This window comes from Streptomyces sp. S.PNR 29 (genome assembly GCF_030386795.1).
In the GTDB taxonomy this organism is placed as follows: Bacteria; Actinomycetota; Actinomycetes; order Streptomycetales; family Streptomycetaceae; genus Streptomyces.
Map to the genome: position 1 here is coordinate 50,314 of NZ_JANUQM010000018.1, position 13,444 is coordinate 63,757.

General features: G+C 70.4%; 13 protein-coding genes. 5 read left to right on the top strand and 8 right to left on the bottom strand.

Features of this window, described 5'->3' with window-relative positions:
* Positions 1-73: 73 nt before the first annotated feature.
* The gene (locus NW895_RS36410; protein ID WP_289941165.1) at positions 74-898 is read right to left on the bottom strand and encodes a maleylpyruvate isomerase family mycothiol-dependent enzyme; all 825 of its coding nucleotides are present in this window, start codon (positions 896-898) and stop codon (positions 74-76) included.
* A 182-nt stretch (positions 899-1,080) separates the two neighbouring features.
* On the opposite strand from NW895_RS36410, the gene NW895_RS36415 reads away from it, so the two are divergent.
* The gene (locus NW895_RS36415) at positions 1,081-1,878 is read left to right on the top strand and encodes a carbon-nitrogen family hydrolase (RefSeq protein ID WP_289941314.1); all 798 of its coding nucleotides are present in this window, start codon (positions 1,081-1,083) and stop codon (positions 1,876-1,878) included.
* A gap of 65 nt (positions 1,879-1,943) precedes the next feature.
* On the opposite strand, the gene NW895_RS36420 is transcribed toward NW895_RS36415, so the two are convergent.
* Together NW895_RS36420 and NW895_RS36425 are read right to left on the bottom strand one after the other, a co-directional pair.
* The gene (locus NW895_RS36420; RefSeq protein ID WP_289941166.1) at positions 1,944-2,468 is read right to left on the bottom strand and encodes an LURP-one-related family protein; all 525 of its coding nucleotides are present in this window, start codon (positions 2,466-2,468) and stop codon (positions 1,944-1,946) included.
* On the bottom strand, positions 2,465-3,469 hold the full coding sequence (locus NW895_RS36425) for a helix-turn-helix domain-containing protein (protein ID WP_289941167.1): 1,005 nt from the start codon (positions 3,467-3,469) through the stop codon (positions 2,465-2,467). The genes NW895_RS36420 and NW895_RS36425 overlap by 4 nt, the downstream gene beginning before the upstream one ends.
* Positions 3,470-3,520: 51 nt before the next feature.
* On the opposite strand from NW895_RS36425, the gene NW895_RS36430 reads away from it, so the two are divergent.
* Positions 3,521-3,907 (top strand): cupin domain-containing protein, encoded by a 387-nt coding sequence (locus tag NW895_RS36430; RefSeq protein WP_289941168.1) that lies wholly within the window; start codon positions 3,521-3,523, stop codon positions 3,905-3,907.
* Between the two features lie 29 nt (positions 3,908-3,936).
* Positions 3,937-5,754 carry a thioredoxin-like domain-containing protein gene (locus NW895_RS36435; protein ID WP_289941169.1) on the top strand — a complete coding sequence of 606 codons (1,818 nt, stop codon included), beginning with the start codon at positions 3,937-3,939 and terminating at the stop codon, positions 5,752-5,754.
* Between the two features lie 12 nt (positions 5,755-5,766).
* Here NW895_RS36435 and NW895_RS36440 read toward each other — a convergent pair whose 3' ends face one another.
* The 4 genes from NW895_RS36440 to NW895_RS36455 all read right to left on the bottom strand — a co-directional run bounded on the left by NW895_RS36440 (position 5,767) and on the right by NW895_RS36455 (position 10,328).
* Positions 5,767-6,021 (bottom strand): DUF6458 family protein, encoded by a 255-nt coding sequence (locus NW895_RS36440; RefSeq protein WP_289941171.1) that lies wholly within the window; start codon positions 6,019-6,021, stop codon positions 5,767-5,769.
* 102 nt (positions 6,022-6,123) lie between these two features.
* On the bottom strand, positions 6,124-7,446 hold the full coding sequence (locus tag NW895_RS36445) for a M18 family aminopeptidase (RefSeq protein WP_289941172.1): 1,323 nt from the start codon (positions 7,444-7,446) through the stop codon (positions 6,124-6,126).
* Positions 7,447-7,523: 77 nt separating this feature from the next.
* Complete coding sequence (locus NW895_RS36450) at positions 7,524-9,350, bottom strand: acyl-CoA dehydrogenase (protein ID WP_289941173.1); 1,827 nt, start codon at positions 9,348-9,350, stop codon at positions 7,524-7,526.
* 150 nt (positions 9,351-9,500) lie between these two features.
* Positions 9,501-10,328 carry an intradiol ring-cleavage dioxygenase gene (locus NW895_RS36455; protein WP_289941174.1) on the bottom strand — a complete coding sequence of 276 codons (828 nt, stop codon included), beginning with the start codon at positions 10,326-10,328 and terminating at the stop codon, positions 9,501-9,503.
* Between the two features lie 121 nt (positions 10,329-10,449).
* Between NW895_RS36455 and NW895_RS36460 the strand changes: the two genes are divergently transcribed.
* Complete coding sequence (locus tag NW895_RS36460; protein WP_289941175.1) at positions 10,450-10,914, top strand: SseB family protein; 465 nt, start codon at positions 10,450-10,452, stop codon at positions 10,912-10,914.
* 18 nt (positions 10,915-10,932) lie between these two features.
* Here NW895_RS36460 and NW895_RS36465 read toward each other — a convergent pair whose 3' ends face one another.
* Positions 10,933-11,676, bottom strand: coding sequence for a TetR/AcrR family transcriptional regulator C-terminal domain-containing protein (locus NW895_RS36465; protein WP_289941176.1), 744 nt, complete (start codon positions 11,674-11,676; stop codon positions 10,933-10,935).
* Between the two features lie 159 nt (positions 11,677-11,835).
* On the opposite strand from NW895_RS36465, the gene NW895_RS36470 reads away from it, so the two are divergent.
* A complete protein-coding gene (locus NW895_RS36470) occupies positions 11,836-13,347 on the top strand; it encodes an MFS transporter (RefSeq protein ID WP_289941177.1) in 1,512 nt (503 codons plus the stop codon).
* Positions 13,348-13,444: the final 97 nt, after the last annotated feature.

Genomic DNA, 13,444 nt, shown 5'->3' on the forward strand with positions numbered 1-13,444 from the left:
CGCTTCGGCCTGAACGGCCTCGTCCTCGATCGCCGGACGGGCCGGCCTTGCCGACCGGCGCCGCACGGTACCGCTACTGCGTCACCGTGAAGTTGCGCAGGATCGCCGCCGTCAGTTCCGGGTCGCCCTCCGTCTTCACACGGTCCGCCGCCGCTTCCGGCGTCACGCGGCCGCAGGCCAGGCGGACGTAGGTTTCCCAGTCGAGGGTGAGGGTGGCGGCGGGGCCGAGGGCGGGGGCCGTTTCGAGGGTGCCGCGGCCCTGGATGTCGACGCGGATCGTGCGCAGGAACTCGACGGGGCCGTGGACGTCGAAGACGATGGCGGAGCTGCGGGGGGCGTCGGCGAGTTCGGCGACGATGCGCGGGAGTTCGGCGAGCAGCACGTCACGGGCGACGTGGGCGCCGGGGGAGTCGAGGTTGCCGGGGCGGCCGAGGGCCGTGCGCAGGTCCTGTTCGTGCACCCACACGTCGAAGGCGTGCCGGCGCATGGACTCTTCGAGGGTGAGGTCGGAGCCGAACGGGCCGCGCACCTTGGTGCCCGGGTCGCGCGACTCGTTGCGCAGCTGGCGGTTGCGGCGGATGATCATGTACTCCAGCTCGGACGTCATCTCCGGCGCCGTGTGGTGGCGGCGGACGTCGACCTGCATCTCCATGTAGCGCTGGTGGTCGTTGGTGACGTGGAACAGGTCGCGCGGGAGCGTGTGGATCGGCCGCGGGTCGCCGAGCATCTCGGAGTCCAGGCCTATGACATGGGAGACGATGTCGCGCACGGACCAGCCGGGGCACGGCGTCCGGCGGTTCCAGTCTGCCTCCACAAGCGGCTGGACCAGCTCGGATATCGCCTCGATGGAGTGAGTCCAGGCGTCGGCGTAGGGCTGGAGGGTGGGATGCAGACTCACGGAACGGGACCCCTCGGCGGTCGGTGCACGGGCAGGTGGTGGCGGCGTTGCCAGTGGGAGGTGGCTGCTGTCGGCGGGTGTCTTGAACGCTAAGTTACGCTGCTGTGAGGCACACCGGCAGTGCTTTCGTGTGACGATCGTAGGCCTGTATGGACGACTCGAAATGCCAGGACGGTGGTAGTGTGCGCGCCTCGCTGATCCAGATCGCCGTAGATGAGGGCGAATCGGTCGAAGCACGTCGGCGGCGGGTGACCGCGTTGGTACGGGAACAGGCGGGCGCCGCCGATCTCGTGGTACTGCCGGAGCTGTGGACCACGGGCGCGTTCGCGTACGAGGAGTTCGGCAGTGAGGCCGAGCCGCTTGAGGGGCCGACCTACGAGGCGATGGCGAAGGCCGCCGGCGATGCCGGGGTGTGGCTCCACGCGGGGTCGATTCCCGAACGTGATCCTGAGGGACCGCTGTACAACACCTCCCTGGTCTTCTCCCCCTCCGGTGACCTGGCCGGCGCCTACCGCAAGATCCACCGGTTCGGTTTCGACAAGGGCGAAGCCGTACTGATGGGGGCGGGCGAGGACCTGGTGACGGTGCGTCTGCCGGAGACCACCCTCGGCGTGGCGACCTGCTACGACCTCCGCTTCCCCGAACTCTTCCGCGGCCTCGTCGACGCCGGCGCCGAGACCCTGGTCATCCCGGCGGGCTGGCCGGAACGCCGCCGGGCGCACTGGACGCTGCTGGCTCAGGCGCGGGCGGTGGAGAACCAGGCGTTCGTGCTTGCGTGTGGAACGGCCGGGACCCACGCCGGAGTTCCGCAGGCGGGTCACTCGATCGTGGTCGATCCGTGGGGTGAGGTCCTGGCGGAGGCCGGCGCCGGCGAGGAGGTCCTCACGGTGGAGTTCGACCCGGCGAAGGTGGCGGCGACGCGGGAGCAGTTCCCGGCACTGAAGGACCGGCTGCTGGGGCTGCCGGCCCCGCGCCGCTGACACCCGCCGGACGGCACGGGCCGCGGCGGCTGCGGTGACCAGGCCGAGCGGGCTGCCGTGAACAGCTACTCGTCCCCCTCCTGCCCCTCCCTGTCCGCCTCCCGCTCCCGCTCCTTCTCCGCCAGGTGCAGCACGCACACCGCCACCGCGATCAGCAGCGCCGGATCCGCGTCCTCGCGGACGACGTCGATGCCGTACGTGTCCCGCACACGCAGCCATCGCCGGGAGATCACGGCGAGCAGCTCACCGTCGTACTCGACGGCGAACTCACGGTCGAGGATCTTGCCGCTGACGTCCAGTTCGGTGCCGTCGACCAGGGACACCCGGTAGTGGTTGCGCAGCAGCGACAGCCGTTTCCGCCTGATCGTCGCCAGCGGCTCGCCGCCCCGCTCGATCACCATGGTGTCCCGCAGGGCGAGCATCTTCTGGTGGATGTCGATGAGGACGCGCCCCTGGGTGTCCTTCAGTTCCCAGGTGTCCCGCAGCCGCATCGCCTTGCCGTCGACGAGGTACGCCTTGTCGCCGTGCTCGTTCTCGATCCAGTAGTCGTCGCCGATGCCGAGGAGCCGGTCGTACACGAGGAATCTCATGCACCCACCGATTCCCCGGCGGCCGGTCCGAAACGCCGCCGGTAGGCCGAGGGGCTGAGTCCCGTCTCGCGCCGCAGCCGAGCCCGCAGGTTGGCGGCGGTCCCGAGGCCGCTGCGCGCGGCCACCACGTCCAGCCGCTCCTCTCCCCGCTCGATCAGCCGGCAGGCCAGCGCCACCCTCTCCCCCGTCAGCCAGGCCAGCGGCGTCGTCCCCAGCTGCGCACGGAAACGCCGGTGCAGCGTCGCCGGGCTGACCGCGGCCCGCGCCGCCAGGTCCCCCACCGTCAACGGCTCGTCCAGCCGCTCCTGCGCCCATGCCAGCAGCGGCCCCAGCGACTCGTCCGGCACGTCCGGCACGGGCCGCTCCACGAACTGCTTCTGCCCACCGTCCCGGTGCGCGGCGAACACCAGCCGCCGGGAGACGGCGTTGGCCAACTCGGCGCCGTGGTCCCGGCGCCAGATGTGCAGGCCCAGGTCGAGCGCGGCGGCGCTGCCGGCGGCCGTCAGGACGTCACCCTCGTCGACGAACAGCACGTCCGGCTCCAGCAGCACCTTCGGATGCAGGCCCCGGAAGGCGTCCGCCCACATCCAGTGCGTCGTGGCCCTCCGCCCGTCGAGCAGCCCGGCCTCGGCGAGCGCGAAGCTGCCGGTGCAGAAGCTGATGACACGGGCGCCACGCGCGTGTGCGTGGCGGATGGCGTCGAGGACGGCGGGACCGCGCGGGACGACATTGTCCGGGCGGCCGGGTACGACGAGGGTGTCCGCGTCGTCCACGGCCTCCAGGCACCGGACTCCCGTCAGGGTGAAGAACCCGTGGTTCATCCGGATCTCGGGCGTCGGCGCGCACAGTGTCACCTCGTACAGCGGACCGGGGAGCCCCAGCTCGGGACGGGGCAGCCCGAACAGCTCGGTCGCCACGCCCACCTCGAAGGGGTTGGTGCTCTCGTCGACGATCACGGCGACCCGGTGGGGGCGAGGCGGCTGAGAGGATCGTTGCGGCATGTGCGATGTCTAGCACTCGTACGGGGACCGGGCACCCCGCACGATGACCTCATGGAACCGATCTCCCTCGCCCAGGCCCTCTCCTCCTTCACCGACCAGTGGAGCCCCCGCATCGTCACCGCCGTCAACGACTACGACGTACGCGTCGCGAAGGTCGAGGGCGAGCACGTCTGGCACGCGCACGACCACACCGACGAGTTCTTCCTCGTCCTCGACGGCGAACTGCACATCGCCCTGCGCGAGCCGGCCGGCGAACGCACGGTGGTCCTCGCGAAGGGCTCCGTCTTCACCGTCCCCCGCGGCACGGAGCACAAGCCGTACGCCCCCGTTCCCACCGCCATCCTCGTCCTCGAACCCACCGGCACCCTCACCGTAGGCGACCGCCACGACGAGGTACCGGACCATGTGGACGCGACGACGGGGCATGCGCTGAGCTGACGGTCGGTGCCGGGTGACACCCTGGACGCATGAGCCACTCCGCACCCCGACGCGTCCGTGTCCGTGCCCCCGAGCTGACCGGCAAGGGCGGCTGGCTGAACACGGGCGGGAAGCAGTACACCCTCGCCGACCTGCGCGGACGCATCGTCATCCTCGACTTCTGGACGTTCTGCTGCATCAACTGCCTGCACGTCCTCGACGAACTCCGCGCGCTGGAGGAGAAGCACCGGGACACGGTCGTCGTCATCGGGGTGCACTCGCCGAAGTTCGTGCACGAGGCCGAGCACGCGGCGGTGGTCGACGCCGTCGAGCGGTACGGGGTGGAGCACCCGGTGCTGGACGACCCCGAGCTCGCCACCTGGAAGCAGTACGCCGTGCGGGCCTGGCCGACGCTCGTCGTCATCGACCCCGAGGGGTACGTCGTCGCGCAGCACGCGGGTGAGGGGCATGTGCACGCCATCGAGCGGCTGGTGGCCGAGCTGGAGGCCGAGCACGAGGCGAAGGGCACGCTGCGGCGCGGCGACGGGCCGTACGTGGCGCCGGAGCCGGAGCCGACCGCCCTGCGCTTTCCGGGCAAGGCGGTCGTGCTGCCGAACGGGAACTTCCTGGTCAGTGACACGACCCGGCATCAGCTGGTGGAGCTGGCGGCGGACGGGGAGACGGTCGTGCGGAGGATCGGGTCGGGCGCGCGCGGGTTCGGCGACGGTACGGCCGAGGCGGCGGCCTTCAACGAGCCGCAGGGCCTCGCCGTCCTCGACGACGGCTCGGTCATCGTCGCCGACACCGTCAACCACGCCCTGCGGCGGGTCGACCTCGGCTCCGGTGACGTGGCGACCCTTGCCGGTACGGGCAGGCAGTGGTGGCAGGGCTCCCCGGCCTCCGGCCCCGCCCGCGAGGTCGACCTGTCCTCCCCCTGGGACGTGGCCTGGTGGCAGGGCAGGGTGTGGATCGCCATGGCCGGCGTCCACCAGCTGTGGACCTACGATCCGGCCGACAGCACCGTCACCGTCGCGGCCGGCACCACGAACGAAGGGCTCGTCGACGGGCCGGGCGCCGAGGCATGGTTCGCCCAGCCGTCCGGCCTCGCGGCCACATCCGAGCGGCTCTGGCTGGCCGACTCCGAGACCTCCGCCCTGCGCTGGGTCGACCTCGACGGCACCGTCCACACCGCGGTCGGCACCGGCCTGTTCGACTTCGGTCACCGTGACGGCGCCGCCGACCAGGCCCTCTTCCAGCACCCGTTGGGCGTCACGGCCCTGCCGGACGGCTCGGTCGCCGTCAGCGACACCTACAACCACGCCCTGCGCCGCTACGACCCGGCGACGGGTGAGGTGACCACGCTGGCCACCGACCTGCGCGAGCCGAGCGACGCCGTGCTCGTCGGCGACGACATCGTGGTCGTCGAGTCGGCCCGGCACCGGCTGACCCGCCTGCGCCTGCCGGAGGAGGCCGTGCGCGTCGAGGCCGTCGCGCACCGCACGCGGCGTGCGGCCACGGAGGTCGCACCGGGCACGCTCCGGCTGGACGTGGTGTTCCAGGCACCGGCCGGCCAGAAGCTGGACACCCGGTACGGTCCGTCGACCCGGCTGCTGGTGTCCTCCACCCCGCCCGGCCTGCTGCTGAACGGCGAAGGCGCGGGAACCGAGCTGTCCCGCGCCCTCGAACTCAACCCCGCCGTCACGGAGGGGGTTCTGCACGTCTCCGCGATGGCCGCCTCCTGCGACGACGATCCTTCGAACGAGTACCCCGCCTGTCACGTCCACCAGCAGGACTGGGGGGTGCCGGTCCGTCTCACCGCAGCGGGGACGGACCGGCTGCCCCTGGTGCTCGCCGGCATGGACAGCTGACGCCCTGTCGGGTCAGACGCCGTACCCGTCGGTGTATCCGTCGCGGCGGTGGTGGGTGACCGCCGGGTCGTCGACGACCGGCGTCGTGGGCGGCACCACCACGCGCCTGCGCCTGGCGATGCTGCTGAACGTCGAGACACCGATCAGGCCGACGATCATCAGGATGATGCCGACCAGGTCGAGGTTGACCCCCTGCATGTCCCAGTCGGTCGCGAACGTGAGGATGGCTCCCACGGCGATGAGGATGATGCATCCGCCGAGGCCCATGAGTGTCGCCTCCCTGTCGGTCCGGTCGTATCCGGGCTTTCCGGTCGTTCCGGTTCCGTTCGGGTACCCCCGGGTCCAACAGACATGCGGCGGCCGGGCGTTCTAGCCCTCCAGGAACGCCACCAGCGCGTTGGCCAGCAGATGCGGGTCGTCGGCGCCGCACAGCTCCCGCGCGCTGTGCATCGACAGGATGGCCACGCCGATGTCCACGGTTTTGATGCCGTGCCGGGCCGCGGTGATCGGGCCGATCGTCGTGCCGCACGGCATGGAGTTGTTGGAGACGAAGGACTGGAAGGGGACGTTCGCCTTCTCGCAGGCAGCGGCGAACACCGCGCGGCCCGAACCGTCCGTGGCGTAGCGGTTGTTGACGTTGACCTTGAGGATCGGGCCGGCGTTGACGCGCGGGTGATGGGTCGGGTCGTGCCGCTCGGCGTAGTTGGGGTGCACCGCGTGGCCGGTGTCCGACGACAGGCACACCGTCCCCGCGAAGGCCCTCGCCCGGTCCTCGTAGGAGCCTTGGCGCGCGAACACCGAGCGCTCCAGCACGCTGCCGAGCAGCGGGCCGTCCGCGCCGGTGTCCGACTGGGAGCCGTTCTCCTCGTGGTCGAACGCGGCCAGCACGGGGATGTACGGCAGCTCCGCGCCGGAGCTCGCGACCGAGGCGAGCGCGGCCACCCCGGCGTGCACCGACAGCAGGTTGTCCATGCGGGGCCCGGCCACCAGCTCCTTGTCGCGGCCCAGGTAGGCCGGCGGCTCCACGGAGTGGGTCATCAGGTCCCAGCCGGTCACCTGGCCCGCCGCGATCTGGGCCGTCTCCTCCAGGAAGGCGATCAGGTCGCCGTCGCGGACGTCGTCGCCCAGCCCCCAGATGGGCTGCAGATGCCGCTGCTTGTCGAGCTTCAGTCCCTCCGCCGACACCGAGCGGTCCAGGTGGATGGCGAGCTGCGGGACCCGGAGCAGCGGGCGGTCGACGTTGACCAGGCGGGTCGAGCCGTCGCGCAGGGTCAGCCGGCCCGCGATGCCGAGGTCGCGGTCCAGCCAGGAGTTCATCAGCGGTCCGCCGTAGATCTCCACGGCCACCTGCCGCCAGCCGTGCGCCCCGCTGTCGGGCCGCGGCTTGACGCGCAGGTTGGGGGAGTCGGTGTGGGCGCCGATGATGCGGAACGGCGTGTGCGGCGCGGCGCCCTCGGGAACGTACCAGGCCACGATCGCGCCGCCGCGCAGCACGTACCTGCCGCCGGTGCCCGCCGCGGAAACCGCCGAGGTCCCCTCGTCCCAGGCGTCCGTCTCCGCGACCTGCCGGAAGCCGGCCTTCTCCAGCCGCTCGGCAGCGTTCGCCACGGCGTGGTACGGCGACGGGCTCGCCGCCAGGAAGGAGATGAGATCGTCGGTGTGGCCGCGGTCGAAGCGGGTGCCTGTGGTCATGGGTTCACCTTAACGACGGACGAGGGCCCGCTCCCGTCGGAAGGGAAGCGGGCCCTCGCCAGAGGACAGGGGTGGGACTAGAAGGCCGTCTCGTCCAGCTCCATCAGGTCCAGGTCGACGCCCTCGGCCACCTTGCGGGCCAGGGTGACGCCCGGCAGGACGCTCGCCGCGAAGAACTTCGCCGCCGCGATCTTGCCCTGGTAGAAGGCCTTGTCCTTGCTGGAGGCCGTCTCCAGCTTCTCCGCGGCGACCGCGGCGCCCTTGAGCAGCAGGTAGCCGACGATCACATCACCGGAGGCCATCAGCAGGCGGGTGGTGTTGAGCCCGACCTTGTAGATGTTCTTGACGTCCTGCTCGGTGGCCGCGAGGTCGGTGAGCATCAGGCCGACGATGGCCTCCAGCTCGACGGCCGCCTTGGCGAGGTGCTCGCGGGCGCCGGCCAGCTCCTCGCCGCCGGTGCCGAGGGCCAGGAACTTCTTGATGTCCTCGGCGAGGGAGTTCAGCGCGGCGCCCTGGTTGCGGACGATCTTCCGGAAGAAGAAGTCCTGGCCCTGGATCGCCGTGGTGCCCTCGTACAGGGTGTCGATCTTGGAGTCCCGGATGTACTGCTCGATCGGGTACTCCTGCAGGAAGCCGGAGCCGCCGAAGGTCTGCAGGGACTGGGCGAGCTGCTCGTAGCCCTTCTCGGAGCCGTAGCCCTTGACGATGGGCAGGAGCAGGTCGTTCAGCGCGTGCTCGGCCGAGGCGTCCTCGCCCGCCGCCTCCTTGACGGCGATCGCGTCCTGCACCGAGGCCGTGTACAGCACCAGGGCCCGCATGCCCTCCGCGTACGCCTTCTGCGTCATCAGCGAGCGGCGCACATCCGGGTGGTGGGTGATGGTGACCTTGGGCGCGGTCTTGTCCATGAAGTTCGCCAGGTCGGGACCCTGGACGCGCTCCTTGGCGTACTCCAGGGCGTTGAGGTAGCCCGTCGACAGCGTGGAGATCGCCTTCGTGCCGACCATCATGCGGGCGAACTCGATGATGCGGAACATCTGGCGGATGCCGTCGTGCTTGTCGCCGATCAGCCAGCCCTTGGCGGGGTGCCGGTCGCCGAAGGTCATCTCGCAGGTGTTGGAGGCCTTCAGGCCCATCTTGTGCTCGACGTTCGTGGCGTAGACGCCGTTGCGCTCGCCCAGCTCGCCGGTCTCGAAGTCGAAGAGGTACTTCGGGACGAGGAACAGGGACAGGCCCTTGGTGCCGGGGCCGGCGCCCTCGGGACGGGCGAGCACGTAGTGGAGGATGTTCTCCGACATGTCGTGCTCACCGGACGTGATGAAGCGCTTGACGCCCTCGATGTGCCAGGAGCCGTCCTCCTGCTGGATCGCCTTGGTGCGGCCGGCGCCCACGTCGGAGCCCGCGTCGGGCTCGGTGAGCACCATCGTCGAGCCCCACTGCTTCTCGACGGCGATCTGCGCGATCTTCTTCTGGACCTCGTTGCCCTCGTCGTGCAGGATCCCGGCGAAGGCCGGACCGGAGGAGTACATCCACACGGCCGGGTTGGCGCCCAGGATCAGCTCCGCGTACGACCAGATCAGCGACGGGGGAGCCGTCGTACCGCCGATGGCCTCGGGCAGGCCGAGGCGCCAGTACTCGGAGTCCATGAAGGCCTGGTAGCTCTTCTTGAAGGACTCCGGGACCGGAGCGGTGTTGGTCTCCGGGTCGAAGACCGGCGGGTTGCGGTCGGCGTCCGTGAAGGACTCGGCCAGCTCGTTCTCCGCGAGCCGCGTCAGCTCCTCAAGGACGCTCTTCGCGGTGTCGACGTCCATCTCCGCGAACGGGCCGGTGCCGTACAGCTTGTCCCGCCCGAGTACTTCGAAGAGGTTGAACTCGATGTCGCGGAGATTCGACTTGTAGTGCCCCATGGCGACGGCTCCCGGCTCCGTAGAGAGATCGGCGAGGCACTGGATCCTCGCGCTAGTTCACGTACCAACAAGTAGCTACGATGATGCTACCCGTCGGTAATAAGAAGCAAGCCCCGATCGGTCAGGTGTGACGCGTCAGACGGGGACGCCTCAGACCGGCACCGTGAGCGTCGCCGTGTAGCCCTGCTTCGAGTTGCCCGTCACCGCCGCCAGCTGCTGCTCGTGGCCGTCGCTGAAGATGTTGTCCGTCTCCAGGGAGAGCCGGCTCAGGTTCTCCACACTCCGGCTGTAGCCGTCCGTCGCGTACACCGTGTCGCAGACGTCCTTCGGCAGCGCGAGCTGGGAGGTGTTCGTGAGGGAGGTGGCCGCCGTGGCGTCGTCCAGGCTGCCGTACACCTCGAAGTGGATGTGCGGCCAGCGGCCGGAGTAGCAGGCGGGGAAGATGCTCTTGAAGGTGACCTGGCCCTTGTCGTCGGTCTCCTGCACGCCGCGCAGGTAGTTCTCCTCCGTGACGCCCTCCGAGTACAGGGAGTAGTTGCCGTCCCGGTCGCAGTGCCAGAGGTAGACGGCGGCGCCCTTCTTCGGGGTGCCGCAGCCGGACGCGGCGTCCACGACCGTGAGCGTGATGGTCAGGGGCACGCCCTGTGCGGTGCCGCCCGCGGAGTCGCCGAAGCTCTTCGTGATGTCGCTGCGGACGACACCGCTCTCCTTCAGCACGTTCACGCCGTTGGAGCCGTCGCCGGGGTAGGGGCCGGCGGTCTCGTTCGGGATCTCGGCGCACTCCGCGGAGGAGGAAGAGGAGGAGGTGGATGACGAAGCAGGAGACGCCGAGGTCTCCTCCTCGGACGTGCAGCCCACCAGCGGGACAAGGCTCGCGCCGGCCATCAGCCGGATCATCCGGCGGCGGGCGAGGACGGGAAGGTCGTGGGAGAGGCCTCTGTCGTGCTCGTGCGGGTCCTCGTCATGGCGTGCGTTCATGGCACCGACGCTATGAGGGCCGGCTGTGGCGATCCAGGGCGGCAGCTGTCGACTCGCTGTCGGTCTGCCGGGGTCCCCGTACCGGCCCGTCCTCCCGTCCGCTCTCGGTACGCTTGCGCCCATGTACGGCTACGACCAGAACGTCGGTGCCCAGCAGGGCTACGTCCCGCCGCAGCAGATGCCCGGCGGGTACGGACAGCAGCAGGCGCCGCTGTACCCCGAGCCGTCCCCGCCCTCGCTCGCGGACGCCGTGCGTGCCTTCACCACCGGGCAGATGGCCGCGGAGGACTTCCAGCAGGTCTTCGCGACCTCGAAGGTCTACTGCCCACGCGGTGACAACCCCGGCTTCCTCGCCCTGCACAACACCCAGCAGCCGGTGATCCCGATGTTCACCACGCTGAAGGAGCTGCGCCGGTACGCGGGCAAGGAGTCGAAGTACTTCGTGATCACCGGCGCCGAGGTGCTCGACCTGCTGCCGACCGGCTACGGCTTCGTGCTCGATATGGAGGGCGAGCACCGGATCGTCTTCGACGCGAAGGCCGTGGAGCAGATGGTCGAGTTCGCGATGCGCCGGATGTACGGCTAGGCCCTGTCGTTCGCCCGGTCAGTGGGCCTGTCGCGGCAGCCGTAGGGCCAGGCCGTCGAGGACGACCTCCAGGCCGTAGGCGAACTTCTCGTCGCGCAGGGCGACGGGGTCGACGGTGGCCGCTTCGGCCGCGGTGTAGTCGGCGGCGAGGTGGGCGTAGCCTGCGGCGGTTTGCCGGGCGGCGGGCAGCAGGCGGGAGATGAAGTCCGCCTCGCTCTCGCCGGAGCGGGCGATGGTGGTGAGCCAGGCCGCCTCCGAGGTGCTCATGCCGATCACGTACGCCAGGAGGGGCTCGATCGCGCGGCTCGGCTCCGGGAATCCCGCGGTGGTGAACAGGGCGGCCAGGCGCTCGGAGAAGGACATCAGGTTGGGGCCGAGGTAGGCGAGTCCGGCCTGGCCGAGCACCGAGGACAGCCAGGGGTGCCGTAGCACGGTCGCGCGGAAGGACTGCGCGGCCTCGGTGACGGCGGTACGCCAGTCGGGGCTGTCGGCGGGCGGGACGTGGATCTCGGCGGCCACCTCGTCCAGGGCGAGTTCCATCAGCTCGTCCTTGGTGGCGACGTGCCGGTACAGGGAGGTCGCGCCGGCGTTCAGGCGGGCGCCGAGCTTGCGCATGCTGAGCGCCTCGATGCCGTCGGCGTCCAGCATCGTGACCGCCTCGCGGACGATCGCGTTCCGGCTGAGGGCGGGCTGCTCGGCCTCGCGTGTCCGGCGTGCCCACACGGAGGGGATCGGGTGGGGCCTGGTCTTCTCGGCAGCCATGTGAGCCTCCTGCTTTCCGTGTGCGCCTACTGGCCGCGTACATCGTTCGCATCCAGCGTACAGAGTTCAAAGCTTGCGAACACTGTTCCGCTGTGCGTACAGCGTTCGCATCGAAGGAACAGTGTGCGCAGCAGGCGCCGCGTCGCGAAAGGAAGCCCCATGGAAGGCCGCACGGAAACCCGCAATCCACGCCGCTGGTGGATCCTCGTCGTGCTGTGCCTGAGCACGCTGGTCCTGGTGGTCGACAACATGGCGCTGACCGTCGCGGTGCCCTCGATGACCGAGGACCTCGGCGCGAGCGCCCAGGACACGCAGTGGATCCTCGACTCCTACATCCTGGTGTTCGCCGGGCTCCTGCTGACCTCCGGCAGCCTGGGGGACCGGTTCGGGCGGCGCAGAGTGATGCTGATCGGGCTGCTGCTGTTCGGGGCGGCGTCCCTGGGGGCGGCCATCTGCGCCACTCCGGGCGAGGTGATCGCCGTACGGATCGCGATGGGTGTCGGCGGGGCACTGATCATGCCCTCGACGCTCTCCATCCTCATCACCGTCTTCGACGAGGAGGAGCGCGGCAAGGCGATGGCGGCGTGGGGTTCGGTGTCGATGCTGGGGCTGGTCGGAAGCCCGGTTCTGGGCGGTGTGCTGATCGACCACTTCACCTGGCAGTCGATCTTCCTGATCAACGTGCCGATCGTGGCGCTGGCCATGGTGGCGGGTGTGCTGCTGATGCCGGAGTCGAAGGCGCCGTGGCAGAAGCCGGACCCGCTGGGCGCGGTGCTGTCGGCGGTGGGCATGGCGGCGCTGGTGTGGTGGATCATCGAGATCCCGCAGCACGGCGCGTTCGGCGGTGACGCGACCGTCACCCTGGCCGTCGCGGTCGCCGCCCTGGCCGCGTTCGTGGTCTGGGAGAACATCACCAAGTCCCCGATGGTCCCGCTGGTCCTCTTCAAGCAACGCAACTTCAGCGGCGGCTCGCTCTCCCTGGCTCTGGTGCAGATGGGCAACGGCGGCCTGCTGCTGGTCATCACCCAGTACCTGCAGTTCGTCCTCGGCTACTCCCCGCTCAAAGCGGGCCTGGCCTTCCTGCCGCTGGCCGTCACCGCGCTGGTCGGCAACGCGGGGGGCGCCCAGCTCGCCGCGAAGATCGGCAACCGCTTTGTGATCCTCTCGGGCATGCTCCTGATGGCCGCGTCCTTCGCCCTGCTGGCCACGGTGACCGCCGACACCGGCTTCACGCTCCCGGCCGTGGCGCTGGGTGTGCTGGGTCTGGGTGCGGGCCTGGCGATGCCGGCCGCGGTGGCCGCGCTGATGGGCACCATCCCGGAGGACAAGGCGGGTGTCGGCTCGGCCCTGAACGACACCGTCCAGCAGGCCGGCACCGCCCTGGGCATCGCGATCCTCGGCTCGCTGCTCACCAGCGGTTTCGCGGACGAGATGCCGGCCGGCACGCCGGAGCGGGCCAAGGAGTCGATCGCCGGGGCGCTGGCGGTCGGTGGCGGTGACGCGGGCCTGGCGCAGACGGCCCGGGAGGCCTTCACGGCCTCGATGTCGACGACCTTCACGGTCAGCGCGATCGGTGTCCTGGCCGCGGCCGTCCTGGCCACGCTGGTGATGCGGGACCGCAAGCCGGAGGCGGCCGAGGAGGTGGAGGAGCGGCACGAGCTGGTCGCCTGACCTGGCTGATCCGACCCGGTTCGACGGCCGGTGCCCCGCCGAGGGCACCGGCCTTGCCCGTGTCGGCGCGTCGTGGCCGGTTCCGGCGGTAGGGAGG

What these genes read in the sequence shown, in the direction of transcription:
- NW895_RS36420 (WP_289941166.1), bottom strand. Translation starts at nt 2,468, where the DNA reads ATGAGATTCCTCGTGTACGACCGGCTCCTCGGCATCGGCGACGACTAC.
- NW895_RS36425 (WP_289941167.1), bottom strand. Translation starts at nt 3,469, where the DNA reads ATGCCGCAACGATCCTCTCAGCCGCCTCGCCCCCACCGGGTCGCCGTG.
- NW895_RS36430 (WP_289941168.1), top strand. Translation starts at nt 3,521, where the DNA reads ATGGAACCGATCTCCCTCGCCCAGGCCCTCTCCTCCTTCACCGACCAG.
- NW895_RS36435 (WP_289941169.1), top strand. Translation starts at nt 3,937, where the DNA reads ATGAGCCACTCCGCACCCCGACGCGTCCGTGTCCGTGCCCCCGAGCTG.
- NW895_RS36440 (WP_289941171.1), bottom strand. Translation starts at nt 6,021, where the DNA reads ATGGGCCTCGGCGGATGCATCATCCTCATCGCCGTGGGAGCCATCCTC.
- NW895_RS36445 (WP_289941172.1), bottom strand. Translation starts at nt 7,446, where the DNA reads ATGACCACAGGCACCCGCTTCGACCGCGGCCACACCGACGATCTCATC.
- NW895_RS36450 (WP_289941173.1), bottom strand. Translation starts at nt 9,350, where the DNA reads ATGGGGCACTACAAGTCGAATCTCCGCGACATCGAGTTCAACCTCTTC.
- NW895_RS36455 (WP_289941174.1), bottom strand. Translation starts at nt 10,328, where the DNA reads ATGAACGCACGCCATGACGAGGACCCGCACGAGCACGACAGAGGCCTC.
- NW895_RS36460 (WP_289941175.1), top strand. Translation starts at nt 10,450, where the DNA reads ATGTACGGCTACGACCAGAACGTCGGTGCCCAGCAGGGCTACGTCCCG.
- NW895_RS36465 (WP_289941176.1), bottom strand. Translation starts at nt 11,676, where the DNA reads ATGGCTGCCGAGAAGACCAGGCCCCACCCGATCCCCTCCGTGTGGGCA.
- NW895_RS36470 (WP_289941177.1), top strand. Translation starts at nt 11,836, where the DNA reads ATGGAAGGCCGCACGGAAACCCGCAATCCACGCCGCTGGTGGATCCTC.